This is a genomic window from Halomonas sp. CnH100-B, assembly GCF_024124605.1.
In the GTDB taxonomy this organism is placed as follows: Bacteria; Pseudomonadota; Gammaproteobacteria; order Pseudomonadales; family Halomonadaceae; genus Vreelandella.
Map to the genome: position 1 here is coordinate 1 of NZ_JAMXRX010000004.1, position 26,053 is coordinate 26,053.

A 26,053-nucleotide genomic window follows, 5' to 3' on the forward strand; every position below is an offset into this window, starting at 1 on the left:
CAGGTTGCCGTCGCGGCTGGCTAGATTCAGAGCCAGCTCGAAGGGCTGGGAGAGGGCTTCACGGTGGGTGAAGTCGACCACGGCGATCTCGTCAATGCCGGGTAGCGTCACGGTAAAGTGCAGTCCGGTGCTTTGCATATCAGCTTCCCTCTCCTGTGCCAGAACCGATGACGACGCCGCCGCAGTCCACCGCGTGGCCTGTCAGCGCTGCGGGTTTGCCATCGATCAGTATGGAGCTTGAGCCCTGGGCAATCGTGCGCGGGTGTGGTGGATGGTTGGGCTTATCATGAGGTTCCAGCGGGTCGCCTACGCGAGCGACCGGTTTACCATCCATGATGACCGTGCCGCTCCCCGCAGTGACGGGAGTGGGAGGGAAACCGTCGTGATCGGTGCCCGTATCGCCTACGAGTACAAATTTCTGGCCCATTGTTGGTTCTCCTTTTCCTGTGTCGCGCGTTATACCCGACGACTATTCATCCCATTTGGCGGGCGCTTCATAGGTGGCCACCTCGAACGCATCGACGTATTGACGCGTGAAGCCAGCGGCTTCGAGGCTATCGACGGCCGAGTAGCAGGTCAGCGGTAGGCGTATCTGTAGCGGCACGCCGCTTAAACTCCGCCTGACGGCCATGAGTAAACGTGTGCCATGGCCGCTGCCTTTCCACTCTTGGCTGATATAGAAAAACCGTAGCTGCCACGCGGCTTCGTCATCTGGGCGGCAGGCTAACACCATGCCCAGCGGTGGCCCTTCTCCATGACGAAGGGCAAGCAAGCGCCCTTGCCAGCGGGCAACTTGCCCCTCTTCGCGCTGAAGCCAAAGGCCGCGGTGAACGGTGAATTCCAATGCCCGCCGTAAGGTGTCCAGTACGCTCTCATCGCGTAACACCCACGGCGAGTTGCCCTTGGCATCGGCTTGGTAAACGGCCTCGATAAAGCGATCGATGTCTTCTGGCCGCGCTTCTTCCAAAGGGCGCGAGCGTTTACCCCCATGGCGCGCTGGTCGCGTGGGCGAGGGTTGCGCGCCAAACATCTGCTTAAGTTTGGTCAGCATCATCCCTCCGCTCTGCATAGAGCGCCGATGGCAGCTGGAAACCAGATGCCAACGGACGAGTAAACGGGTTGGGGGCGCTATCAGCGAACAGGCGATAGCGCATGCTGCCGCCATCAACGTTGAACCGCAGTTCCAGTTCACGCTCGCTGACGCTGGTGATATCCGCTTGTTCCAGCAAGCGGAACCAGGCCCAAGCACCATCCTGGCTGATGCTGCGCGGCGAACGATTCACTTCACTGGGCACCATGGTGATGCGGCTTTCTGTGCCACTGCGCAGCGCATTGGGCCAAATCATCGACACCCGCTGGCTGGCACTATGCGCGTATTCAATGAGCTGACCATCGACACTGATCACGCTGCGCCGCTTGTCGGGGCTTAAGCTGATAGGTTCTAGGGCAAACTCCACATCCAGCGCGCCGTCGCGGCTAAAGTAGGCGCGGCGAATCTGCTCGGCCTGCTGAACAGCGGTGTAGAGGCTGTCGCGCAGCAGGGAGTTTCCTTCTGCATCCACCAAGTATTCCGGCGCGCCTTCGATGAAGGGCTTGAGGCTGTCTTGATAGAACGCATCCAAGGTTCCTTCAGGCGCAAAGAACTCTTCAAAATCACTGAGCGCCACTTCACGATTCGCACTAGGCGATAGCGGGTAGCGGCCCGCTAAACGCTCTTGATAGGGGGCCACCACCTCGTCCAGCCACTGGCTTTCAAGATGGCGTGTTGCGCTCACCATCATGAGTTGCCAGCTTTGGTCGGCCAAGTTATGCAGCATGCGGCCAACCGGCTCGGGGGTGTTGTCGGCTATCCGCTGTAAGTTGTAGATAGGGTCGTTACCACGCAGTGAGAGGCGGTCACGAACGGTGATGAAAGCAGCGCGCCCTGAGTCGTTCGCTTCTTCAATGCCCATCAGGTAATCACGCAGTGCGGTGACGGCTGATTTGATCTCTTCAAGCGAAGAGGGGTTATCGTTACGCGCCTGACTGAGCTGATTAATGGGCGTGAAAGGCTGCTCAATGGCCAGCGCCAACTGGTAGCGCTGAGACTGTCTCAGCGCTTCTCGCGCCTGCTCATCGTCACTGGGCAACTCAGGATAAAGGCTGGTATTGCGAGCCACCGCATCCAACAACCGATCCAACGGGCGCTGCGCGCCGACGAGTGCATCGGCCACAACGATGGCTTGACGAATATCGGGCAGCGGCACCAACTGTGTATCGCGCAGGGCGTCACGCCAACTGACGTGATAATCCGCCACGTAGTGCTCACGCAGAGCGGTTTGTAGCTGCTGACGGTCTGCATCGCTAAAGTTGATGTTATCGCGCTGGCCGAGTACCCACGCGTCAATAAGCGCCAGCTCGGTGGCACGGTCTAGCTCTTGTAGAAAGTAGTTCTCGAACCCGTTACGCGTCACGAGGTGCGGTAAATGAACGTGCTCGGGATTATCATTGCGAGACATGAACACCGTATTGAACAGCGTACCCACGCTACGGCGTAAATCCAGCGGCTCCCCGCGGCGGCTGCCTGCCGCCTTAAGCGCGGCGTAAACTCGCTCATCGATGGGCTGGCGTGCCAACTCCTCTTGCGCAGCGGCAATACTGCCTTGAAGCGGCGCCATGGCCTGCTCAGCGCGGGGGCTGCCTGCCGCTATGCGCCCTTCCAAATCGCTATGCGCCATGGCGTAGTCTAGGTGCGTCAACAGCCGCTGCTGAACGTCCCCCTGCTGGGGAAAGAAGCTCTGCCAGCGCTGCGCCATATAACGCTCGACGCGTTCAGGTTGTCGCCCACTGGCATCCGACATCATCCGCAGCACACGTAGCAGCGCCAACTTGGCATTACTGTCCGGCTCGGCCCGGTTCATGTCATCCATGATGCCGATCATCAAGGCAGGCAAGAACTGATGCTCGAGCATGGCTAGGTAAGCTCGCTCGACCTGCGCGCCAATAATATGCCCTTGGTATAAGCCCATGTCTGCCAAATAGGGCGTATGGGTTTGGTAGCCCTCAAAGGTTTCCAGTGCATAGCGCAACCGGTCGAGGGGTTCTAATAACTCGTAACCGGAAGGATCATCGCTTTGAAATGCTTCTGGCTGGGTCGCTAAGAAGGTCTCGGCACGCTCTTCCACGGCCGCCAACGAGACACTGTTTTTCTGGTAGAAATGTGCCCAGCCACCGACTAACCCTACCCCCATCACCAAACAGGCAACGAGGCTGAGCGTTCGCATACGCTTGCGCTGCTGGGTCACTCGGGCGTTATCACCGGCTAGCCCAGCCTCGGGGTAAATAATTTTTTCAAATAGCTCTTCGGTAAAGTACAGCGCACTGCGTGTGGCACGATGCGCGGGCTGAACGCTATCTTCCATGCCATAACGGCGTGCCGCCGCATCCACGAAGGGGTCTTCTGGCACACCCTGCTGATACACCGAGGTAAAGTAAGTGCCGCGTACCATGGCAGCCGTCGAAAAGCGGTCACTGGAGAGCGCTTCGGTTAAAAAGCCCTGCAGTACGTCACGCAGCCCTGCTAATTGGCGAACAAAACGGAAGACCGATTCGCGCTCTTCGCGGTCACGACACTCGGAAAGCATCGTCGGTAGCAGCTGATTCAAGCGCGATAACATCGCATCGTAGTCAGCTTCAAACTCGGCTTCCCACTGGCCTGGGGTGTGCATAGAAGCTGGTGTAAAGGTAAAGCCGAGCGGAGCCTTACGGGCGGCACGAGAGTAATGGCGGAAGAAATCATCAAACCCGTGCAGCAAATCCATTTTGCTGAACGTGACGTACACAGGCAGCCGTGTGCCGTGGCGCTCCATTAATTCTCGCAAACGGCTGCGCAGCAGCGCCGCGTAGGCTTTACGAACGGCCACTTGGGCATGGCTTAAACGGGCAAGGTCTAGCACTAACACCACGCCATCCAGCGGTCGCTGGGCTCGGTTGCGCTCAAGCCAACCCACAAAGTGGTCCCAGAGGCGGCTCTGCAGCGCTTGCGGCTCGCCCTCTTCCATCGCGCCTTGGGTTAATAGCTCGCCATCCGGGTCGATCAAAACGGCTTGATCGCCAATCCACCAATCGAAGCCTAACTGGCCTTGCTTGCTGCTCTGCCCAGAGGCCTTCATCACATGGGTAAGCGCAAAGTTTTGTCCGGAACGGTTGATCAGACTCGTTTTACCCGCGTTTTCCACGCCCATAACGAGGTACCAGGGTAGGCGATACCGACTGTTAGCACCGCCGCCTAAACTATCGGTAAGTTCGCTCAGCACGCGATTCAGCGACGCTTCTTGCCGCTCAACTTGGCTCATGATGGGATCTTGCTGACGCGCATCTTCTAACTGCCGCTGCTCATCCAATTCCCGCAGACGGCGGGCGAGGCGAACGCCCCACACAATGACGGCCACCGTGACGACAGCCAGCGTTGCCAACAAGCGATTAGTGAGCGGCGCCAGCGGCATCATGCCGCGAACTTCCCAGTTTGGCCCCAGCCACCAAATAGCGACGACTAGCGCGATCAGCAGTACTGACCACAGTAGCGTAGACAGCCTAAGCAAGCCTTTCGCTTTATTGCCGTGCGCATTCGCTTGGTTTTGCGCTGACTGTGCCCGCGATAACCCCGGCACCCAGCGACTTAGTTTCGACATGAAAGTTGACCACATGAGCCTTTATCCCTCGTCCCTTATGATGATGTCCGTTGTTAATGCGTCTCTTGAATCGCCGCTTTTAGGCGTGAAACCAAGGCAGGTTCCCACTGCTCTAGCGCCAGCGACGTGACGAGTTGATGCAACGTGTGATAATGCTGCTGGGCCAGGCTCTCCAGGCCTGCCTCTTGCAGCAGTTCTGCACTGGCTAACCGCCAGTAGGCGCTGTCACGCGGAGAACGCGCACGGCTCAGCCCTTGATCCAGTACCTTGAGTGCCGCGCCCAAATCGCCGTTTTCCATCACCTCACGTGCTTCGTCTAGCCCTGCATGCCAGGCATCGTTACCGCCCCCAGCGCTGTCGCTACTGCCCGTATTACTCTGCAACCAACGCGCCGTATCTCCATCAAGAAACGCCGCTCCGCTGTTGAACGTCAGCGCTTCGATACCGGGCAACCGTTCTACAAAACGCTGCGTTTCATCACGAATGGCTTCGGCACAGCGCAGATGCCCTAGCTGCTTGGCCAAACCAGCGCTCAAACGATGGCCCTCAAGCCAGTACGGGCTAAGTGCCAAGCTATTTTCAATACGCTGCCAAAGCGCGTTATCACCGCCTTTTGCGAGCGCTTCGCGGTAGTCGGCAATCCTGTCGGCAGAAACCGGGGCCAGCTCTGTTTTGCCATTCTCTTTTGCGGCAGGGAGCGCTTGAATGGTGCTCCAGACCGCATAACGGCGCAGGCGATACGCCAGCGGCTCACCAACGGATTGCTCACCCAGAAACTCCGCCATTTTGAGCAGCGCTTGGCGATTGGAGCGCTCATTTCCCGCTTCCAGGCGAAGCTCGGGTGCTTTGTTGGCGGAGGTTTCTACTGGTGCTGAGCCCGTTGACTGACGTTGCCCCGCTGGCGAAGTGGACGCGCTTTGCGGTGCTGACTGTTCAGCAGACGACGGTTGTTTTGCCGGGCGCAGCGCCAGTAATTGACGACTGAGCTCAACAACCCCCTCTTGTGGCAACGACTTTTCAGCGGCTTGGTGCTGCAACTCCTTTAGCGACGCTTGGCAAGCCTCAAACTCATCTTCCGCGTTATGGAAATCCAACCCGGCAACCAGCTTGACGCTGCGTTGGATGAACTGTTGAAACAACCGCGGGCGTAATTTTTCGCCCCTCTTTCCTGTAAAGGGGTAGGCATGCTCCCACCAGGGTTGTGCAGCGCTGCGCGCCAATAGCCGTAGCGAAAGCGCAAAACGCACGCCATTACCGCCGTGTTGCAAGCAGTGGATCAGGTGGCCCAGCACTTTTAGATCTTTACCACGCTCACTCAGCATGCGAATGGCCAACCCTTCAGCGGTTTCCCATTCAACGTGCGCGTGCTGTAGCGAACCCACTTTCATCATCTCTTCATCGAGGGCGAGATAGTCGTGGCTATCCTCTACTGGCTCGCCGACCAGAGCGCCCTCAGCATTTGCGGAGAGCGGTGCTAGCACCGGGTCTAAATGAGGTTCCGACGTGATGCGCATCGTTCGTTGCTCCCTTACCAGCGGCACGCATTGCGCAGTGGTTGAATGTCTTGACGTAGCCCCGTTACATCAAACCGCAGGCCGTCCAAAGCACTGACATCGCTGCGCAGGGTGACCTCGCTTGCATTGAGCAGTTGACGCAGCGTTTCGATGGCAGGCAGGCCTCGCCCACCACTAACCACTTGGCCGCCATCACGCACGCGCCATTGCTGCTGCACGGTGCCACCGTTACCCACTAGCTGCAGGTCTACTCGGGCGTCATTCAGTGACGTGGGAAGATGTAGTTGAAAACGGGTAATGAGCTTTTCGCAGGCCATCACCAGAATGGGACGAGGCGGCGTTGTGCCCAGCGCGGGCACGCTGATCAGCACGTTGTCGCCGCTTTCTTGCACCATCAGCCCCACGTCATCTTCTCGACGAGCTGCCTCTTGGCGCTCAATGTCGTACCACAAGGCGGGCATATCCGTGCTTTCGCCGGTGTCACCGTCTGTTTGAAACACTGCGTCGTAGCAGTTCAAGCGCTCCAGCCGAGATGACTCTTCGCCACAGGCGCGGGCTTGCTCCAGCATGTCAGCCTGGGTGTCGGCCTGCAGGGCTGGGCTAACCAGCACGCTGGCGATGAGTAGGCTACCGACTAGCCACTGATGTTTAAGCAGCATCGTATTCATTTGGTATCCAGTTCGAGTAGCTGGCATTTATGCGCCAGCGTTCGCTTCGGTAGGCCTAGGCTTTGCGCCGCTTGGGCACGATTCCCCCCAAAACGGCATAACCGTTGACGGATAATCGCGGACTCCACATCGCGCAGTGCTTGGCGAAGATCATCAATATCATCCGCCAGGGGAAGCCCATGAGGAGTAGTCGTGGCAGACGGTTGAGGCGACGCGGTGTCTTGCTGCTCGCCAGGCAGTGAATAGGCGTCGATATCCGCCCCTTCAGGCGTCATAGCGCAGGCGTAATCCACTATATTTTTTAGTTCGCGCACGTTACCGGGATACTCACGCCGGTGTAATAGGCGCAGTGCCGCTGGCGTAATCCCAATTTCATCACGCCCTTCCCGCCGACAAAAATCAGCGATAAACGACTGGGCCAATTGAGCAATATCGTCTCGACGCTCGGAGAGCGGCGGAACAGTAATGGGAAACTGGCCTAGCCGGTAATAAAGGTCTGCTCGGAAGCGCTGCTGTTTGATCTGCTCTCTGAGCGGTTGATGGGTTGCCGCCACCAAGCGTAAATCAGCGCACCGCTCTTCGCTGGCGCCCAGCGGGCGATAGCGGCCGCTTTCGAGAACCCGCAGCAGTTTTGCTTGAAGTGCCAGTGGCATATCGCCAATTTCATCCAAAAACAGCGTGCCACCGTCTGCCTGGCTAATCAGGCCTTCCCGAGCGTGGTCGGCCCCTGAAAACGCGCCTTTGGAGTGACCAAATAACTCTGACTCCAGTAGCGCCTCTGGAATCGCAGCGCAATTGATCGCCATGAACGGGCCACTTGAGCGCCCTGAAAACTGGTGAATCGCACGAGCAACGCAGTCCTTGCCGGTGCCGGTGTCTCCTTGCAGCAGTACGGCTAAATTGGTTTCCGCCGCCCGGATAACATGCCGCCGAAGTATTTGCATAACCGACGACTGCCCTAGCAGATCATCCGCCAACTGGTCTGCTAACGTTTGACGGCGTGCGCCATCGTTCAATTTCGCCAGAGAGTCCTTGAGTACCTGAGAGCGCTGACGTTCGCCTTGCTCTCGTGCAAGTCGCGACCATAAGCGGCAAAGCAGCGCCTCAAAAGCCACCATACCCGGGTCATTCGCCAACGCAGCTAAGATCGTTGGCTGCCCTACCAGCAATAGCGCGCCTAACCACTCCCGTGGGCCATCAACGGCGCGTAGCGGCAAGACATGCAGTTGCAACGCGCCTTTCAGCGCGGCCAGTTGCGATTGAAAACCTGGATGATCCAGCCGAATACGCGCATCCGCCACGCTGAGCGTTAACGGCTTACCGCTGCGAATGGCATGCGCATAGGGATGGTTAAAGTCGGCACAATCAAACTGTAAGTCGTCACTGTCTCGACCCAGCCAGCGGCCACTACCCTCTACATACAGGCACTCTGCCATTACCAGGCCCAGGTGTTCCTGCAGCAACTGGGCAGCTTGCTTACGTAGCGCAACGGTTGAGCTGCTCTCAACTAACGTCAGGGCTAACGGCATGCCCGCCAGTTCAACAGGCAGCCGATGTTGCGAAGCGGCAGGCAACGTCATGGTGTCAAGCCACCTCCGCAGTGAAGGTGCCATGCTCTTGATCAATGCCTAACGCCACGCGCGTAACCGTTTCGCGTTTGGCCATGCGCGCTAACAGCGCTCGTGAAAGAGGCGGCAACAGCTCGCCATCAATCACGGACTCCAGCATTCGTGCTCCGTTTTCACTACGCGTTGCACGACCACAGATGGCATCCGCCAAGGCATCATCGAGAGTGATTTCTGCCTCACGGTGGCGCTCTTGGATGCGTTTGGTCAGCGTCGCCAGCTTGGCATGAACGATATTGCGCAGCGTTTCACCCGCCAACGGTAGATAAGGAACGACTTCCATACGGGCTAGCAAGGCAGGTTTAAAGAACTCTGCGAGGACAGGATACAGCGCTGCATCTAACGCGTTGGCATCATCACCATGCGCGACGATGGCTTCATATCCCAAGTTTGATGTCAGGAAAAAGAGGACATTTTTACAATCGATCAGCCGCCCTTCTCCATCCGCAAGCTCACCCTTATCGAACGCTTGATAAAAGAGGTTAAGCACATCCGGGTGGGCTTTCTCGACTTCATCTAGCAGAACCACTGAATAGGGACGCTGGCGAATAGCCTCTGTTAACAACCCACCTTCACCGAAACCGACATAGCCCGGGGGCGAGCCAATCAGGCGAGACACCGTGTGTTTCTCCTGATATTCAGACATGTTGATGGTGGTCAGAAACTGGCGACCGCCATAAAGCTGATCGGCAATCTGCACGACCGTCTCGGTTTTGCCCACGCCGCTAGGGCCGACCAAGAGAAACGCCCCTAATGGTCGACCTGGGCGACGTAAGTCGGCCCGAGCGGTTAAAAGATGACGATGGATCCGCTCAATGGCCGTCGCTTGCCCTTGAATTTGCTCACCCAGATAGCGCGGTAATTCAGTCAGCCGCGTAAGTTCATCACTGGTCATTCGCTCTACGGGCACGCCGGTCCAGTCGCCGATCACTTGAGCGATCTGCGCTTCTTCGACGCTAGGGTTCACTAGCGCAAATTCCTGCTGGAGGCGGGTTAGCTGTTGCTCTCGCTCTGCTAGCTCACTTTTCCACTGCTCAGGAGAAGCATCTTGCTGATCATGCTCAAGCAATTGGCGGTGCAGCGCTACGATGGCGTCAACGCACTCGCGCTGCTCTTGCCAAGCGTCTTCAAGGGTCGATAGCTCGTTTTCGAGGGCCGTTAAGCGCTCATCCAGCGCTTGGCGGGTCGTGGCGTCTGGGTCGCGACCTAGTAGCGACTCTCGGTCTAATTGATCACGCTCACGAAGCGCCGCCGTATACTCGCTCTGCAGATGGCTAAGCTTGCGTGGCGGTGTATCCAGCGCCTGCGCCAGCCGTGTGCAGGCGGTATCCAGCACGTCGATGGCTTTGTCAGGTAACTGGCGTCCGGCAAGATAACGTGCAGAGAGAGCTGCCGCTGCGCGTAACCCGCTATCACCAATCAGAACACCGTGAGCACGCTCGTACACATCCCGTAGGCCACGCAATATGACCAGCGCTTGTTCGACACTGGGCTCAGAAAGCGCCACCGGTTGGAAACGACGCGACAGGGCGGGGTCTTTTTCAAAGTATTTTTTATACTCACGCCATGTGGTGGCTGCGATAGTGCGCAGCTCGCCCCGGGCTAGTGCGGGCTTCAATAAATTAGCCGCATCTCCACCGCCTTCCTGGTTACCGGCACCAATCAACGTATGCGCTTCGTCGATAAATAGCAGCGTCGGCCGTGGGGCACTTTTAACTTCATCAATCACGGCCTTCAGGCGTTTTTCAAACTCTCCTTTGACCGCCGCACCTGCTTGCAATGCGCCCAGATCTAGGGTCAAAAGCTCAACGTCGGCCAGGGCGGAGGGCACTTGGCCTGCCACAATACGGGCAGCCAAGCCCTCTACCACGGCGCTTTTACCCACCCCTGCGTCGCCAATCACAATCGGGTTGTTTTTACGACGCCGCCCGAGAATGTCGAGCATTTGATCGATTTCAGGGTCTCTTCCCAGTACCGGGTCTAGCTCCCCCTGGCGGGCTTGCTCTGTTAAGGACGTCGCAAATCGCGCCAATGCACTGTCATCGTTTTGCTCTGCTGGCGTTCGGCGCGATGTGGCGGCCGACGCTTCTTGAGGTGCCTCTGCTGACTCGGCAGTTATACGGTCCAGGTGGCGACGCAAATGCTCACGATTGATCTCGGCGAGTAAGCGTACTGATCCGCTGGCCAAGTAGCGGTCGGTGCTGTGCAGCAGCGTGGTAAAAATCACCCCGCTGCGCAGCGTCACATGTTGATACTCTGTTGATGCTAGCAACCAAGCGTCTTGTAATAGCTCAATGAGCAGCGGTGAAAAGCTGGGGGTGGCCACGTCTAACGTGCGCGGCGGACGCGACTCTTCTGCTAACTGGGCACGCAGTAGCGCTGTATCAAGATCCACATGCTCGCAGATACTGCGTACATCGCACAGCGGCTGATCGAGCATGGCTTGCAACAAATGCCCGGCCGTGACTTCTGGTGCCTGTTGCTGCGCGCAGAGCACGGCAGCCTGTTCAAGCCCTTGTCTTGCCACCGTATTTAGGCGGCCAATAAGCGCTGGTAGCTCTACCCTGAGCATGGTGACTCCTAGCGATAAAGTTGGTTAAGAAGCGAAGTGATTTGTTCAGCTTGCTGATCTAGCGACCAGGAGAAGGCGAGATATACAGCTACCATCGCAATGCCAAAGAGCGCAAAAATCCCCCACACCGGGAAGCGGGTTCCCATGCGTTGGCGACCGTGGACAATATTTTTCAGCGGCTGCGTCAACGACTCTTCGGCGGGCTCTTCAAGGCCTGCCAACTGGTCACCTAAGGCGCGTACAATCTGCTCATACTCTTCGCGACCGTGAGACATCACTCGGTAACGGCCTTCAAAACCAAGGCAGAGGCATAGATAGATAAACTCCAGCATGTCCCGGTAACGCTGCGGCTCTTGCTGGAGGCGCGCCAGGATGGAGAAAACTTTTTCTCCCCCCCAGGTTTCGTTGTGAAAGCGCGTGAGTAGCGAGTGCTCCGCCCATTTACTTTGGCGGCCCCAAGGCATGCCCATTACCGCCTCATCTATGAACGAGCAAAGCACGTAGCGATAAGCCAGTAGCGTTGCCCTGTCATACCCCTGCTCGGTCAGCTCAATCTCAATTGCCGCAATTTCATCAACGACTTGGCGATACAAGCGCTCTACATCTCCCGCGCTGTCCAACTGGCGAACCCTGACCACCATGCCTAACAGGCTACTGGCCGCATCAACCAATGGATTTAAATTGTGCCCACGCAAGCGAAACCAGTAATCTTCGTCAGCATCCAACTGCTCGGCATGGCTGTGGATGAGATGCTCTAAGCCACGCTCATTGATCAAATCTTCGTGACGTCCCTTTTGGTGAGACGCACGCTGGCGGGAGACATGTTGTCCATCACTCACAAGTTGCTGCATGGTTTAACTCCTGATCGCCCAGAACTGCATTTCCAACCCAGGGAACTCGCCCGCCACGTGGAACGCAAAGCCACTGGCACCGTTGAGCATTCCCCACGCTTCGCTTTGGCGGTCTAACTGGAAGTAGGTGTAGCCAGCGTGATAAGGCAATTCGCGAGGTGCCACCGGCAAAGGTTCAAGCGGCACGCCGGGGAGCTGTAGGCTAATGAGGTCGCGGATACGCTCAACGCTGGCCACTTTCGTTTGCTGAAGAAACAGCTTACGCAGCCGCTCGTTGGGCATGTCGGCCCGCACGGCCAGAATGAACTCAGCGGATTCGATCAAACTGAGATCCGACAGCGGCGCGACCAATAAGCCAAAGCGGCGCGCCTGCAATTGAATGGCCACGGCGCGTGGTTCAAGCACCGTCGAGAGCGCTTGGCGAAGCATTTTCATGAGCGGACGAAATGCGCGCTCGGGGTGGTCGTGATCGTAAGCTGGGCACTCTGGGGGGAAACGCGACTCGTCGGTAAACGTAACCAACTCGCAGGCAATTTCATGCATGGTGTCGTAGAGACGTTCAGGGTGCAGCTGCCCCAGGCGCGCGAGGTGCTGAAAACGCGGCTGAGCGCGGTTCAGCAGTTGCAACAGCATAAAATCAGACACATCCGCCACCCCAGCTTGATGGGGCGTCGATAGCCGCTGAGCAATATTGCGCGCGCGTTCACGCATTAACCCTGCCATTTCACCGACAAACCGCTGTAACCCTGGCGCTGCCTGAACGTTGAGCAGGGTGGGAAGAAACTGCTCATCTAGCACTAAGCTGCCATCAGGGCGTCGTTCGACAATCCTGGCAACGGCCAAACAGGCGTAGCCACTACGATCTTCTTTCTCTAACAATAAACGTGGCGACACACGTGCCACTTCTAGCTCGGCAGTAGCCCCCTCCTGTGAATGTAAATCGCGTACGCTACGGCTTAGCAACCGATAACGAGCGGGCAAGTCATCGCCTGGCCAGCGCACTTCTCCCACGCCGTCCGTTGCTAGCGGCAATCCCAAGTAAACCACTTGATTCGTAATGCTGGAGTCGTTAATTTCCAGCGGGGTTGGTTCAACATCATCGGCCGGTAAGTGAAAAGCCACGCCGTCAGGCATGACACCACTGGCTCGGCTAATCGCCACGCGTCCGAAGCTGAGGAATTCGTTGTTCAGCTCCAGGGAGAGAAAGCCGTATAAATAGTGGCTGACGCCTTTCAGACGGGTATCCAACAACCCTTCCAAGCTGCGCTGCTGTTGCTGGAAGTGCTGTGGTTTGATGAAGAGCCCTTCGCTCCACACTACTCGGTTGCGGGTCGCCATTACTCTTCCTTCCTTAGCTCTACTTCGCTGTCACGCAGGTGAACCAGCAAATGGTAGTGCTCGCCTTGACTGGTCACTTTTACGACTTTTTTCCATTCCGCTTCATTAGGTGAAGCGTAAAAAGCGATGATGCCGATATAGCGCGTATCCTCATCTACCTCGAAGGGCTCGTAGAACTTCCACTGACCGGGTAGCAGGGTGAAGTCGTCATGGGTCAAGTAGTTGGTGCCCAGCGCCTCCTCCAGGTCACGCTGTAACTGACTTAAATCCGCCGCCATCAGCATGGAGTCATCTTTGAGCTGAAGTACCTGAAAGCGCAGCGGAGTACCCTCGCCCTCCGCGTTAGGGTTGACGTTAGGCTCTGCCACCATGCTGAGATCCACACGGGTTGGCCTCTCTTCTGGATAGCCAACCGGTATAGAAGGATCGCGGATCACCTGCCACGCTTTGCCAGTGGCTTCCCGAGTCGAGGCACAGCCGGCCAGCACAAGGCAGAGGCACGCCACTCCCGCTAACCGGACCATGCTGGAGGTGCTCATGCTTCCTCCCGCTGCTGGCGACGTACGGACTGGTCATAGCCCTGTTCGAACACTTCCCAAAAGAGTTTTTGAAAGCCCTGCTGACGGCCAGAATTTAGCTCGCGGTAGTAGTGTTGATACATTTCCCAGGCCCAACCGCCCTCATCGTCAATACGCGTGCCTGCACCTCGGTAAGCATGAAAACGCTTGAGCAGTGCATCGGGGGAAAACGCATCAAGAATGGCGCCAAGCGCTTGGCCAATGGCCTCTTCTACGGCCGCCTGATGTTGCCCTTGGTGGCGCAAGCTTTCGGCAACGGCTTCTGGGGCTGATAGATGAACAAGGCTACGCTGCGCGGAAAACAAGGTCTGTGCCGTCTCATCATAGGAGAGCCCCAAGCGCAGCGGGTTATCTTCAATTGGCTGCAGCCGACGATCACGAAGTGGGTACTTACTATCGTTTTGTACTTGCTGTAGTAACCGCAAACCATCAACGGCCGCGCGCAGTGTTTGGCCTGCCTCCTCTAAAAAGGCCTGCTGCTCTTCACTATCACGAAATGGCAGATCAAGTCCCATTCCTCGCAACAAGGGGTCAGCACCTACATGACCAAGCGTTTGTGTCGTTGGTGTTTGCCAGCGATCTTCGAGTTGTTCACCAACCGAGCGCTCTAAGTCGTTAAGCTGCCGTTCATCCATGTCACTGCTCCTCTGCCTAAATGTGCCGTTGAAGGTTTGAATATCAGGAAGGTTTACCGCTTCGCCACGCGGCTGATGATGTCTATACGGCAGCTCATCTAGGGGCTCTATCGCCGATGCCGATGCCGCTCCTTGATCTAGCGCTACCATAGGATCGTGCTGTAACGAGCCTGGCATGACGCCCCCCAGCGCCTCGATGGGGTCGTCTTGCCTTGCCTGCTGACGAAGCGAGTGCTCACTGCCGATAGGTGCCCTGTCGTGCTGGCGGGTCATATCTTCGTGCTCTTCATCAATCAGCGTCGTGATTGAGTGAACGCCCGGCTGCCATCCATGCCGGTCGCCTAAATGCACTTTCAGTTGATACTCTCCTACGATCAGCTCATCGCCATCGCGCAGGGCGACTTTGCGATTTCTCCCCACCGGCAACGTCGCACGATTGATATAGGTGTGGCCGCTGGCATCCACTAAACAGAACTTGCCATCGATCTTGATGATTTCTGCGTGCTGAGGGCGAATGAGGCCAACATGGTCTTGGAGAAGCCAATCGTCAGCATCACTGCTCCCCAGCGAGCCGCCCTCTTCATAAAACACTTGGCTGCTGGAGGAGCGCCCCTCAAGCTGTTCACTGTTCAATACAACCAACGTAATGGCATCAAGTGGATCGGCGTGCATGGTTTAACTCGTCATTTGAATACGGACACGGCGATGCGTCGCACTGCCGTCGCCGTCGGGGTTTACGAACGTCGTCCAGCCCAACTGACAGGAGCCAGCCTCTCCCAACTGCATGGGTTTCACGTCACTCTCGAGCAGTTCCAGCTCCAGGTCGTAAGCAAGCGGCTCACGCAATACAAAGCTCACCAGCGTCTTCAACGGCTGGTGCTCAACGCCGTCTGGCAGAAAGTCGCGAAACCTTTCCAGGCTTAGCCCTCGCAGGCACAAAGCAAACTTCCCATTCACATCAGCAACACGCTCACCGGCCACCATGTTGTCACCGAGCGTCATTCCAGAGACGCCGGTACGACTACGCTGGTCGAGCGGAATGTCTACCCAGCGATGCACCCATTGCTCGATTTCCACGGTGGCCAGGTCAAAGCAGTGGCTGACAATGCCGCTGACAACGTCCGGCGAGCGTGACCGACCGGCAAGCAGCCCGGCATAGGCCAGCATCTTGCTCCAGTTGATCGGTGTTTCACCGCGCAAGTTGTCATCTGCAAGCCCCACTAGGGCAAAGACTGCTGCAGAGAAACCATCCTTCGCATCGTCTTGATAGCGCACAAAGTGACGATATTTCCGCCAGCTCCGGTGCATCAATGTCAGCAAGCGGTGATTAAAAAAATCTAGGAAGTCACCAGCTGAACCTTCTTTATGCGCCGACTCATGTGCCAGTGCCTCCAGGTAGTAGCTCGGCAGTGGCGATTGCGCCCCTTGTAAGCCAAGAAAGCTGACTTGCAGCGTATATTGGCCTTGCTCGTTCACATCTAAGGCCAGCACATCGCTGCCCGGAAACCCTAACGACGCCGAGGCGGTGTACCGAACTCGCTGAAAAGCAGGCACGCTACCGCCACGCCGTTGCTCTAAATCATCACCATGATGACGATGCAACAGCTCTACCAATTGGAAAAATTCGTAGCGACGCGCGCCATTCAACAAGGGCGCCAACGCTACATCAGAGGCTGCTGCCCCACTTGCAAGCTCCATACATAGCGCTCTTGGTTGTGCCGATTAACCACCTGCAATTCGTGGAACGAATTGATGCTGGCGTATAAAGACAGAAAGCGTGCTAGCACACTGCCAAAGAGATAGAGGCTGCCTTCATCTCCAAAAGCGTCTTGATCTAGCGTCATGACCGATCGCAAACCACGTACCGGCAAGCCTTTACGTAACCGGTCCACCGGCTGCGTCTGAATATCCACAATCCCGGTCAGGCGCTTCTGTGCGATGCGCTCTGCTTGACGGTCCACCAATGCCCGAAAGTCGTAGGCTTTCAGTACGGCACACAGCGCATCCCTGTTCAGTAGCGACAGGTAGTTCAGCGATAAATTTGAAATCAGCACCCACAACAAACCATCGTCAATGGCGGGTCTTAGCACCGGCGTGGGTTTGGTAATGTTGCGAAACTCCGCGAACGTGGGACTTTTCTCGGTTCCCACGCAAACATCACCGATCGTTAACTGTTCAGGTAACTCACGATTACTGCATGTAAGGCTTAAGGAAATTGTCTCTCTCATCCCCAAACACTGCTGCTCATCTCCTCGGATGAACGCAATATCGTGATCAAACCCATCTCCTCTCAGGCTGTTACACACCCGTACCCGGTAGTGAAGCGCTTCACGCCCCCGGTCACGCTCAATTTGATGCTGGAAACTCTCGAAAGGAACGTAGCGTCGCGCGGCTGTCTGCACGCTGCTTTTTTCACCGTCTAAACGGCCCACCACCTCATCGACACTAAAGGTTTCATAGTGCGAGGGCGCTTGACTGCTGGGTCGAATACGGTATTCACTCCGTTCTCCGGTCAGGTCAACGGGTTCCGCGTCATGCTTAAAGAGATTAATGGCGGGCGTGCAATACAGCGCCAAGTGCTCGTCTTGCACCCGCGCATCCGTCGGCAAGGGCCGGGAAAATTCGAAACGCAGCGTGACATGACGACTGGGGGTCGAAGGAAGCGCTTGGCCCATGTTTTTCACATCAAAAAAATGGAAGGCTTCAGGAAAGCAGAGGTACTCCTGCAGGATTCGGTATCCCTGGTGGACGTTACGCGGATACGGCAGAAGTGCTTGGTCGCCATCGAAACCAACCGATTGCAACGTGTCCGCGGGAAGTCTTTGCTTAACCCCATCGACCTCCAGCTCAAGACGCTCTAAGTAGTGGCTCATCCATAGATAAAGCGTTCTAGCGGTATACGCATCCCCGCCCAAATACAGCCGCAGTGCATCGATACCCAATGTATCCGTGGGCTGGTCGCTATGTACGGTCATCGCTAGTTCAACTACCGAGCTTTCTCGGGTATGTCGCGCCGTTACACCGTTATGCGCCAGTGGATAAAGTGCAACATCATGACAAGTGCGAAATAGGCAGGCCGTATTGTTCACAGGCACGCTGGCAAGCTCAGTCCCCCGGCTAACGGTCTGTTGCTGACTCAATGCGTGTAGCTTTGGGATAAATTGCACGACGGTCATGCTAGGCACCGGACGCAGATAGTTCGGCCATAGCATGCTGATTAGTGAGTGCGTTAGCTCAGGAAACTCGTCCTCGACTTTTTCTCGCATGCGCCCCGTTAGAAAGGCGAAGCCTTCCAACAGGCGCTCAACGTCAGGATCGGTACTGCGCTCCGATAAAAAACGGCTAAGGCCAGGGTTTGCATCTGCAAACTCTCGCCCTTGCCTCTTTAAAAAATTGAGCTCGTCTCGGTAGTAGCGGTTAAGCATGAGTGCCTCGTCGGTCTATCAGTTGAGACACTGATAACGCTTATTATTGAGCAACAGGTCGATAGTGGTATGCGTGCTGCTGTTACCCAGCGCTACCGTGGCATGAACCTGAAAGCGCAGTTGAAGGGGGTCTCCTGCGTTCGGCAAAGACTCGACGTCAACGCGCTGCACGCGTGGCTCATAGCGCTCAATGCAGTGCCTAATGGCCTGCTTGATATTGAGTTCCAAATCCAACACACCAATGGTGGCGTCATTGAAATCCAGCAGGCCAAGCTCTGGCACACTAGCGCTGTTTCCCGGATGGCTATTGAGCAAGTCCACTAGGTGTCGCTTGATTGACTCAACGACTTCTTCCAGCGGACTCTCCTCTACGTACTGCCCTAGCTGTTGAGGTGCCGCGAGACGTTCAAACAACCGGCTTCCTAGTCGTCTACTGCTCTCCATTGCCATAGCGCTAACATCCCTTTATTCCTTGTCGAGTCGACCGACTAAGGAAAGCTCGAAGTTGGCACCCATGTATTTGAAGTGGGGGCGCACAGCCATAGATACTTGATACCAGCCCGGATCGCCTTCGACTTCAGACACTTGGATAGAAGCAGCACGTAGAGGGCGACGGCTACGAACATCAGCAGGCGGATTCTCCTGGTCGGCGACGTATTGGCGAATCCAAGCATTCAGCTCACGTTCCAAATCCTGTCGCTCTTTCCATGAACCAATTTGTTCACGCTGGAGCACTTTCACGTAGTGAGCCAAGCGATTGATGATGAACATATAAGGCAGCTGGGTTCCCAGCTTGAAATTGGTTTCTGCAGCTTTTCCTTCAGCCGTATTGGGAAACACTTTCGGCTTTTGTACAGAGTTAGCGGAGAAGAAAGCGGCATTATCGCTTCCTTTGCGCATGGTGAGAGAAATGAATCCCTCTTCGGCCATTTCAAACTCACGACGATCTGTAATGAGAACTTCCGTCGGAATTTTGGCTTGCAGCTGGCCAAATGCTTCATACGTATGCACGGGCAGGTTTTCTACTGCGCCGCCACTTTGCGGGCCAATGATGTTGGGGCACCAGCGATACTTGGCAAAGCTATCGGTCAGTCGCTCTGCGAGCAGGTAGGCGGTATTGCCCCACAAATAGTGCTCGTGGTTTTCACTGACATTTTCGCGGTAATTAAACGTTTTAACCGGGTTTTCAATGGGATCGTAAGGCGTGCGCAACAAAAAACGAGGTGCCGTCAAACCCAGATACCGGGCATCTTCGGACTCACGCAGGCTGCGCCAGCGCGCGTATTTGGGGCCTTCAAAAATCGCTTTGAAATCTTTGATATTGGGCAGTTCTTCGAAACTGTCGATACCAAAGAAAGAGGGCGCAACAGACGACATGAACGGCGCATGAGACATGGCCCCAACGGCAGACGTGTACTGCAGCAGCTTCATATCGGGGGTCGAGGGTGAAAAGTCGTAATGACCGATAATCCCCGCAACCGGCTCACCACCAAACTGCCCATAACCCGCGTTGTAGACGTGGTGATAAAGCCCGCTCTGACTGATCTCAGGAGCGAACTCAAAGTCCTCTAGCAGCTCTTGTTTCGTGGCATGCAGCACATCAAGTTTGATGTTTTCACGAAAATCCGTGCGATCTACCAACAGTTTCAAACCACGCCAAGCAGACTCCATTTGCTGAAAGCTGCTGTCATGGAGAATTTCGTCCACTTGATGGCTGATTTTACGATCAAGTTCAACGATCATCCCATCGACGAGCGATTTATTAACGCTCTGTACTGAATCATTGCTGTTCAGCAGCTCCGCAATAAACGCTGCGACGCCCTGCTTGGCAACATCATAGCCTTCATCGGCCGGCGCCATGCGCGTTTGAGCCATCACCTGGTCGAGCAGGGAAAGCTCTGATTCTGTCTCAGTGGCGGTTGTTGACTGCTGCTTTGCCGTTTTACTCATTGTCGTGCCTCGAAATCGTTGACAGTGGAATCGCTAAGTCGACTACGCGGGCATCAATCGCCCTTACGGTCTGTTTCCAGTAGTTCCAACTCGCTGAACAGCTGCTGGCGAGCGTCTTCGTTCTCCAGCAGCTTCTGTAAACGATCTCGAAATGCAGGGACATTGCCCAACGGCCCCTTGAGCGCAACCAACGCTTCACGTAGCTCCACCAGCTTGCGTAGCTCGGGCACCTGCTTCGCCACCGCATCAGGTGAGAAATCTTCCAAAGACTTAAACGATAGGTCGACAGCCATATCGCTAGGCTCTTCGCCTTCTTCCAAACGGTTCGGCACAGAGGCCTGAAGCGTTAGGCCCGCCTCGCGCATGACCGACTGAAAATTGTTTTTGTCGACGGATACCGCTTGCCGCTCCTCAATCGACGTCTCCTCCTCTCCGCCTTTGAAGTCACCAACGACTAACAGCTTGAGCGGAAGCTCCGTCTCTGATTGCTGGTCTCCTGTTGCCGGCACATACTTGATATTGATGCGCTCTTTCGGCGCGACAGTTCCTTGTTTAGCCATGCGGATAAGCCCTAGAGAGAAGTGACCGAATGTAACCGCGAACGGTTCTCAATCACGGGAAGTTAACGAATTCCTCTCCTCCATGCCAATCAGCCTAAACATCAATGCCAACATCACGGACACCGCCTTTTTTTAAGATGCAGGCTGTTTAACTCATTTTTTTAGACGTTACCCCCCTTTATAGATCAAAAATAAAATCAAATTATAATTTGTAAGATATTTCTTACAAAAACTATCGGCAATCTCTTAACGTAATAGACAGAAATCGCTTACAAGCACCTTTGCGAAACGACCGTTTGACTTCATCAATATTGAGCTTAAAAGCGACTAATGGTGCTATTCGTCGCACTGCAAAACTACATTTATTAACACGACAAAACCATCTAAATAAACAACAAGGATATGGCTTATATAAGTTAGGCAATCTATTGCCAATGGCAACGCCTTGCCTGACAACAGGCAAAAAATTGCCTAATAAAAAATAGCAAATTCCATTAAAACAAAACAAATTATTGTTTTTTATGGGAATAAAAAAAGTGGCATTTGTCTTGCAGTCATTACTGTGTCCTTAGGACAACTTACACTTTATCCGTCAAGGAGCAGACTATGCCAACTCCATGTTATATCAGTATTGAAGGTCAGACTCAGGGCAACATAACTGCCGGTGCCTTTACCCCTGACTCCGTGGGCAATATCTATGTGGAAGGCCACGAAGATCAAATGCTGGTGCAAGAATTCAAACATGTGGTAACGGTTCCGACTGACCCTCAGTCTGGTCAACCGTCTGGTCAACGTGCACATAAGCCGTTCATCTTTACCGTCGCCCTGAACAAAGCCGTGCCGCTTATGTATAACGCACTGGCATCAGGCGAGATGCTGCCAAACGTGGAACTGAAGTGGTATCGCACCTCTGTAGAAGGCAAACAAGAGCACTTCTTCACCACGACATTGACCGATGCCACGATTGTCGATATCAACCTGCGCATGCCGCACGCACAGGATCTGACGAAATCAGAATTCACCCAGCTCATGGATGTTTCTCTGGCTTACCGCAAGATCGATTGGGAACACACCGTTGCTGGCACCTCGGGATCCGACGACTGGCGCGCGCCCATCGAAGGCTAAAACCCTTGGCTTTTCAGTATGCAAAAGGCCCTCCTAAATGGAGGGCCTTTTTCATGCTTAGCATAGAGCCGATGCAAATTACACAAACCGCCCCAGACCTACCGCAGAGCGTAAACGGTCCATGGTGGCCGCTGCCTCCTCTCTAGCACGTTCGGCTCCTTTCTGGAGCACGGCTTCGATATGGCCGGGGTCTTCCATCAGCGCGTTATAGCGTTCACGAGGAGCACTCAGATGGGCATTAAGATATTCAAATACGCGATCCTTCGCCTCGCCCCAACCGATGCCTTCAGCGTATTGCTGACGCATGGCCGCCGCTTCTGAGTCGATCGCGAACGCTGAGAAAATTTGAAACAGCGTACAGGTGTCGGGATCTTTCGGCTCCCCTGGCTCGAGCGAGTTGGTTTTAATTTTTCTCACTAGCTTTTGCAGCTTTTTGTCGCTTACAAACAGCGGAATCGTGTTGTTATAGCTCTTGGACATCTTGCGGCCATCCAAGCCTTTGAGCACTTCGCCCTTTTCACTCACCACCGCTTCAGGCGGTGTGAAGTACTGGCCTTTGAACAGATGATTAAAGCGGCCAGCGATGTCCCGTGCCATTTCGATATGCTGAATCTGATCACGACCCACGGGTACTTTATTGGCGTTGAACATCAGTATGTCGGCAGCCATCAGCACCGGGTAGCCAAATAGCCCCATGGTGATGCCTTTATCGGGATCCTGGTCGCCGGCTTCTTCGTTCTCGGCGACGGCGGCTTTATAAGCGTGAGCCCGATTCATCAACCCTTTTGCGCATACGCAGGAGAGCATCCACATCAGCTCGGGGATCTCATGAATATCCGACTGACGGTAGAAAATGGCATTGTCGGTATCCAGGCCAAGTGCCAACCACGTTGCCGCGATCTCCAAACGAGAAGCTTGCACACGCTTGGGGTCTTGGCACTTGATAAGCGCGTGGTAGTCAGCAAGAAAGTAGAACGACTGCACATTCGGATCTTGGCTTGCTTCGATAGCGGGCTTGATGGCGCCCACGTAGTTACCAAGGTGCGGCGTTCCGGTCGTGGTAATCCCGGTCAGCACACGGGTTTTGGCTGTCTGACTCATGATCTGGATCCAACTGAATAAAGGTCAAAAACGATACGCTATTGTACGCCTATTGCCAAACTACCGCTGCTTCTGCAACGGCGTCGCCACTCGCTTTTCGGGCCACTAGCAGCGGCAAGCTTTGCGCAATCAACGCGCCATTCCCATCAAAGGTGGCTCCCAAAGCCATGACCCACCGTTCACCATGGTAGATGATCGGCATGTAAAAGCAGCTTTGATGGGGACAACGGTGAGAGACAGATGCGTTCGAGTACGTGCCGACGTCATCAAAACGCGTCGCTTTAGGCGTCTCTAACACGGGTGCGCCCTGCCAATCGAGCTCATCCCACCCGACCAGCGCTTCCGAAGCCGCCGTTTCAGCACGCATCTGGGCTTGGATCGACGCTCGAAAGTTGCCTGCCAAGCGCTCATCCACCAACGCCGCCTGCATGCCTATCAGCGCCATGACCAAGGCGCTGGCTAACAGTACCATCACGATAACCAGCGCTGCGCCTTGCTGTTTATTCACTTCGGTCCACATGATCAGTCATCCGAGGACGGAAATAGCACAGCACGGTGAGCGACGTGGAAACTCAGATCTCTCCCACCAGGGCCTAGTGGCAAGGTAACGAGACTGTCGACACCGTCCGCCGCTTGGCGCCCCACTGGCACATCGCGCTCACAACTGTGGATCGATGGAATCATGAAATTGACCATTGGCTGAGCACGCGACATGTCTTGAAGCGTGCAGCGGCATGCTTCTTCTACTTGGCGGCAGCGTAAATGATAAAACGCCTGCCCCGACGCATCGTAGGCGCCATGCTGACGCAGCGTTTCCGTCATCGTGGTGACCGCAAAAATCAATGCCTCTTGCTGACGGCTAAGCATATCGACATGGCGGTGGGTTTGCAGCGTCCCCAGAAAGAGATGCCCAGCGCCTAATACGATGACCAGTCCAATGGCCATCGCGACCATCACTTCGGTTAGCGTGAAACCAAGCTGCCTTTCCACTGGCATCGAACAACTCCCTTTGACACATTTAAAGCGGCAGTAAAAACCGATACTCCAGCCTGATACCGTTCTCATCGTCAGGGACATCGATCTTGACCGTGACATCGAACTGGCAACCGGACCGGCCAATCGCACTCTGCGCCGGATCAACACTGCGTTTCAGCGGTGCCTCTTCATCCAAAAACCATGCGTCACGCCAAGCGCTTTCAATCGAGGCAACCGGTACGCTCTGACACCCTTCCACGTGGGCAATAGCAGCCCAAACACGCTCTTGCGCATCCAAAGCGGCCACGGAAGCAAGCGACTGTTGATAGCCATTGCGAACGCTCTGCATGGCTTTGAACTGCATCGCTGCCACGCTGAGTACTCCTAGCGACAGAACGACTAGCGCCACTAACGCTTCTACCAGAGAGAACCCTCCCTGACGCACCTTCATTACCAGCACGCCACCGGCGTGCGTTCGCCACGCGCATTGAATCGAATGTCATCACTGCAACCATCGGCCTGTGACGTGGTTGCTGTCAGCATGAAACCGCCGTCATTTGCACCGCCGGCCGCGACGGAAATGGTGTAGTTACCATCGGGGGATGTTGTGGTAATGGCACAACCGGCATAACTGTATTGACGGGAGTAACAGCGCTCCAACTCAGACGCGGCTTGAAGCAGGCCCGCATGAGCATCGGTTCGTAGAGAACGTTCTACGTAGCGGGTATAGCTAGGGTAGGCAATGCCTGCGACAATCCCGATGATCGCCACGGCAATTAGCATTTCGATGAGAGTAAAACCTTGCTGGTGAGTCTCCTGCTCACCAGCAAGGGGAGATGAAGGGCTAGGCACCGAGTCTGCTCCTGTATCGGTTAAACCATACTTCGAGTATGTCGGAAACCGATACGCTTTGCATCACTCGCTTACGTCTATTCACTCACGCTGTTTCACCGATGAGCGCTTCAGCACATCCATTCTCGTCTAACAGCATTACTCGCTGACGATCACCCGCTCGCGAAGCTCTTTCGGCATCGAGAACGTAATCGTCTCTTCACGTCCTTGCAGTTCGACCGGCGCTTCGGCACCCAGCGCTTGCAGTTGGTCGATGACGCCTTTTACCAGCACCTCGGGGGCGCTCGCGCCAGCGGTGACGCCAATGCGTTTCACGCCTTCCAACCAAGAAGGCTCGATTTGCTCGGCGTTATCGATCAAGTACGCGGGGGTGCCCATCCGTTCCGAAAGCTCACGTAGACGGTTAGAGTTCGAGCTGTTGGGGCTACCGACCACCAGCACCAAGTCGCTATCTGCTGCCAATTCCCGCACCGCATCCTGGCGGTTTTGAGTGGCGTAGCAAATATCGTCTTTGCGTGGCCCCTGAATCTCAGGGAATTTCTCCCGCAGCGCGTCGATCACTTTGGCGGTGTCATCCATGGAGAGCGTGGTTTGGGTGACGAATGCCAGCGCCGAGGGGTCGTTGACGACCAGATTGGCAACGTCCTGCTCATCTTCCACCAAATAAATCTTGCCGCCGTGGGAGGTGTCGTAGCGCCCCATGGTGCCTTCTACTTCTGGGTGGCCTTCGTGGCCAATCAGAATGCACTCTTGCCCACGCTTTGCGTAGCGAAGCACTTCCATATGCACTTTGGTGACCAGCGGGCAGGTGGCATCGAACACTTTCAGGCCACGCTGCTCGGCATCTTGCTGCACCGCACGGGAAACGCCGTGGGCAGAGAAGATGACGATCACATCGTCGGGCACTTCGTGGAGCTCTTCCACGAAGACCGCGCCGCGTTCGCGCAGGGTTTCTACTACAAAACGGTTGTGCACCACTTCATGGCGAACGTAAATCGGCGGGCCGAAGACATCCAGCGCGCGGTTGACGATATCGATCGCGCGGTCGACCCCCGCACAAAACCCGCGCGGGTTGGCTAGCTTGATCTGCACGGGCTGAGATGACTCTGATGACTGCATAAAAGCGCCTTGATGCAACCTGCATCGCTCAGGAAATTAGTGTGTGGTGATCGGCGTGACGTTGAGCACTTCAACCTCAAACGTCAATGTACGCCCTGCCAGCGGATGGTTGAAGTCAACTTCTACGCGGTCACCGTCAATGGTTTTGACCACGCCCGGCAATTCCGTTCCTGCTTTATCAGCAAACGACATCACCATACCGATTTCAGGCGCTTCATCACCAAAGTCGGCCCGCTTCAATGTCTGAATATTCTGCGGGTTGTGCTGACCAAAGGCGTGCTCTGGGGTGATATGAAACGTCCCGCTCTGGCCAGCTGCCATGCCTTTGATCGGATGCTCAAACCCCGGCGGCAGGTTACCGTCGCCATACTGAAACGTGGCTGGGGCCTTCTCTTTAGTGGAGTCGACGACCGTGCCATCTTCCAACTTCAGCGTGAAGTGCAGGGTAATTTCCATACCTTCGTCAATTAGGTAATCCATGGTGCCTCGCTCATT

At 55.6% G+C, this 26,053-nt stretch carries 24 protein-coding genes; 1 reads left to right on the forward strand and 23 read right to left on the reverse strand.

The genetic code is table 11. The features are described 5' to 3' along the window. Positions 1-139: 139 nt before the first annotated feature. Genes NH398_RS09650 through tssB form a run of 16 tightly spaced genes read right to left on the reverse strand, consistent with a single transcriptional unit; the run spans position 140 to position 20,386 of the window. Entirely contained in the window at positions 140-427 is a 288-nt protein-coding gene (locus NH398_RS09650) for a type VI secretion system PAAR protein (protein ID WP_253018179.1), read from the reverse strand. Between the two features lie 42 nt (positions 428-469). Next, complete coding sequence (locus NH398_RS09655; protein ID WP_253018181.1) at positions 470-1,051, reverse strand: GNAT family N-acetyltransferase; 582 nt, start codon at positions 1,049-1,051, stop codon at positions 470-472. Beyond that, a complete protein-coding gene (gene tssM, locus NH398_RS09660; RefSeq protein ID WP_253018183.1) occupies positions 1,035-4,670 on the reverse strand; it encodes a type VI secretion system membrane subunit TssM in 3,636 nt (1,211 codons plus the stop codon). Before tssM ends, NH398_RS09655 begins: the two co-directional genes overlap by 17 nt. Before the next feature lie 53 nt (positions 4,671-4,723). Further along, entirely contained in the window at positions 4,724-6,184 is a 1,461-nt protein-coding gene (tssA, locus tag NH398_RS09665; protein WP_253018185.1) for a type VI secretion system protein TssA, read from the reverse strand. Between the two features lie 14 nt (positions 6,185-6,198). Continuing rightward, positions 6,199-6,852, reverse strand: coding sequence for a type VI secretion system-associated protein VasI (gene vasI / locus NH398_RS09670; protein ID WP_253018187.1), 654 nt, complete (start codon positions 6,850-6,852; stop codon positions 6,199-6,201). Next, entirely contained in the window at positions 6,849-8,432 is a 1,584-nt protein-coding gene (locus NH398_RS09675; RefSeq protein ID WP_253018189.1) for a sigma-54 dependent transcriptional regulator, read from the reverse strand. The genes vasI and NH398_RS09675 overlap by 4 nt, the downstream gene beginning before the upstream one ends. Positions 8,433-8,436: 4 nt before the next feature. Then, positions 8,437-11,049, reverse strand: a complete 2,613-nt coding sequence (gene tssH / locus NH398_RS09680) for a type VI secretion system ATPase TssH (RefSeq protein ID WP_253018191.1) — start codon at positions 11,047-11,049, stop codon at positions 8,437-8,439. Positions 11,050-11,057: 8 nt separating this feature from the next. Further along, the gene (icmH, locus tag NH398_RS09685) at positions 11,058-11,900 is read right to left on the reverse strand and encodes a type IVB secretion system protein IcmH/DotU (RefSeq protein ID WP_253018193.1); all 843 of its coding nucleotides are present in this window, start codon (positions 11,898-11,900) and stop codon (positions 11,058-11,060) included. Between the two features lie 3 nt (positions 11,901-11,903). After that, complete coding sequence (tssK, locus tag NH398_RS09690) at positions 11,904-13,238, reverse strand: type VI secretion system baseplate subunit TssK (protein WP_253018195.1); 1,335 nt, start codon at positions 13,236-13,238, stop codon at positions 11,904-11,906. Then, a complete protein-coding gene (gene tssJ / locus NH398_RS09695; protein ID WP_253018197.1) occupies positions 13,238-13,777 on the reverse strand; it encodes a type VI secretion system lipoprotein TssJ in 540 nt (179 codons plus the stop codon). Before tssJ ends, tssK begins: the two co-directional genes overlap by 1 nt. Then, positions 13,774-15,123, reverse strand: a complete 1,350-nt coding sequence (tagH, locus tag NH398_RS09700) for a type VI secretion system-associated FHA domain protein TagH (protein ID WP_253018199.1) — start codon at positions 15,121-15,123, stop codon at positions 13,774-13,776. Before tagH ends, tssJ begins: the two co-directional genes overlap by 4 nt. A gap of 3 nt (positions 15,124-15,126) precedes the next feature. Next, entirely contained in the window at positions 15,127-16,149 is a 1,023-nt protein-coding gene (gene tssG, locus NH398_RS09705) for a type VI secretion system baseplate subunit TssG (protein ID WP_253018200.1), read from the reverse strand. Beyond that, positions 16,113-17,876 carry a type VI secretion system baseplate subunit TssF gene (gene tssF, locus NH398_RS09710; RefSeq protein WP_253018201.1) on the reverse strand — a complete coding sequence of 588 codons (1,764 nt, stop codon included), beginning with the start codon at positions 17,874-17,876 and terminating at the stop codon, positions 16,113-16,115. Before tssF ends, tssG begins: the two co-directional genes overlap by 37 nt. An 18-nt stretch (positions 17,877-17,894) precedes the next feature. Beyond that, positions 17,895-18,290, reverse strand: coding sequence for a type VI secretion system baseplate subunit TssE (gene tssE, locus NH398_RS09715; protein WP_253018202.1), 396 nt, complete (start codon positions 18,288-18,290; stop codon positions 17,895-17,897). A gap of 51 nt (positions 18,291-18,341) precedes the next feature. Beyond that, positions 18,342-19,826: a type VI secretion system contractile sheath large subunit gene (gene tssC / locus NH398_RS09720; RefSeq protein WP_253018203.1), complete on the reverse strand. Its 1,485-nt coding sequence runs from the start codon at positions 19,824-19,826 to the stop codon at positions 18,342-18,344. Positions 19,827-19,879: 53 nt separating this feature from the next. After that, positions 19,880-20,386, reverse strand: coding sequence for a type VI secretion system contractile sheath small subunit (gene tssB, locus NH398_RS09725; protein ID WP_253018204.1), 507 nt, complete (start codon positions 20,384-20,386; stop codon positions 19,880-19,882). A gap of 606 nt (positions 20,387-20,992) precedes the next feature. On the opposite strand from tssB, the gene NH398_RS09730 reads away from it, so the two are divergent. Further along, the gene (locus NH398_RS09730) at positions 20,993-21,511 is read left to right on the forward strand and encodes an Hcp family type VI secretion system effector (RefSeq protein ID WP_253018205.1); all 519 of its coding nucleotides are present in this window, start codon (positions 20,993-20,995) and stop codon (positions 21,509-21,511) included. Between the two features lie 78 nt (positions 21,512-21,589). On the opposite strand, the gene NH398_RS09735 is transcribed toward NH398_RS09730, so the two are convergent. The 7 genes from NH398_RS09735 to fkpB form a co-directional block, all read right to left on the reverse strand. Beyond that, entirely contained in the window at positions 21,590-22,612 is a 1,023-nt protein-coding gene (locus tag NH398_RS09735) for a tryptophan--tRNA ligase (RefSeq protein ID WP_253018206.1), read from the reverse strand. Positions 22,613-22,661: 49 nt separating this feature from the next. Further along, positions 22,662-23,132, reverse strand: a complete 471-nt coding sequence (locus NH398_RS09740; RefSeq protein ID WP_253018207.1) for a PilX N-terminal domain-containing pilus assembly protein — start codon at positions 23,130-23,132, stop codon at positions 22,662-22,664. 2 nt (positions 23,133-23,134) lie between these two features. Then, entirely contained in the window at positions 23,135-23,608 is a 474-nt protein-coding gene (locus NH398_RS09745; protein ID WP_253018208.1) for a prepilin-type N-terminal cleavage/methylation domain-containing protein, read from the reverse strand. A gap of 22 nt (positions 23,609-23,630) precedes the next feature. Further along, positions 23,631-24,038, reverse strand: a complete 408-nt coding sequence (locus tag NH398_RS09750; RefSeq protein WP_253018209.1) for a prepilin-type N-terminal cleavage/methylation domain-containing protein — start codon at positions 24,036-24,038, stop codon at positions 23,631-23,633. Next, positions 24,038-24,439 (reverse strand): type IV pilin protein, encoded by a 402-nt coding sequence (locus NH398_RS09755; protein WP_159343252.1) that lies wholly within the window; start codon positions 24,437-24,439, stop codon positions 24,038-24,040. The genes NH398_RS09750 and NH398_RS09755 overlap by 1 nt, the downstream gene beginning before the upstream one ends. Before the next feature lie 138 nt (positions 24,440-24,577). Continuing rightward, positions 24,578-25,558: a 4-hydroxy-3-methylbut-2-enyl diphosphate reductase gene (gene ispH / locus NH398_RS09760; RefSeq protein WP_159343253.1), complete on the reverse strand. Its 981-nt coding sequence runs from the start codon at positions 25,556-25,558 to the stop codon at positions 24,578-24,580. A gap of 36 nt (positions 25,559-25,594) precedes the next feature. After that, entirely contained in the window at positions 25,595-26,038 is a 444-nt protein-coding gene (fkpB, locus tag NH398_RS09765) for an FKBP-type peptidyl-prolyl cis-trans isomerase (RefSeq protein WP_159343254.1), read from the reverse strand. Between the last annotated feature and the right edge of the window lie 15 nt (positions 26,039-26,053).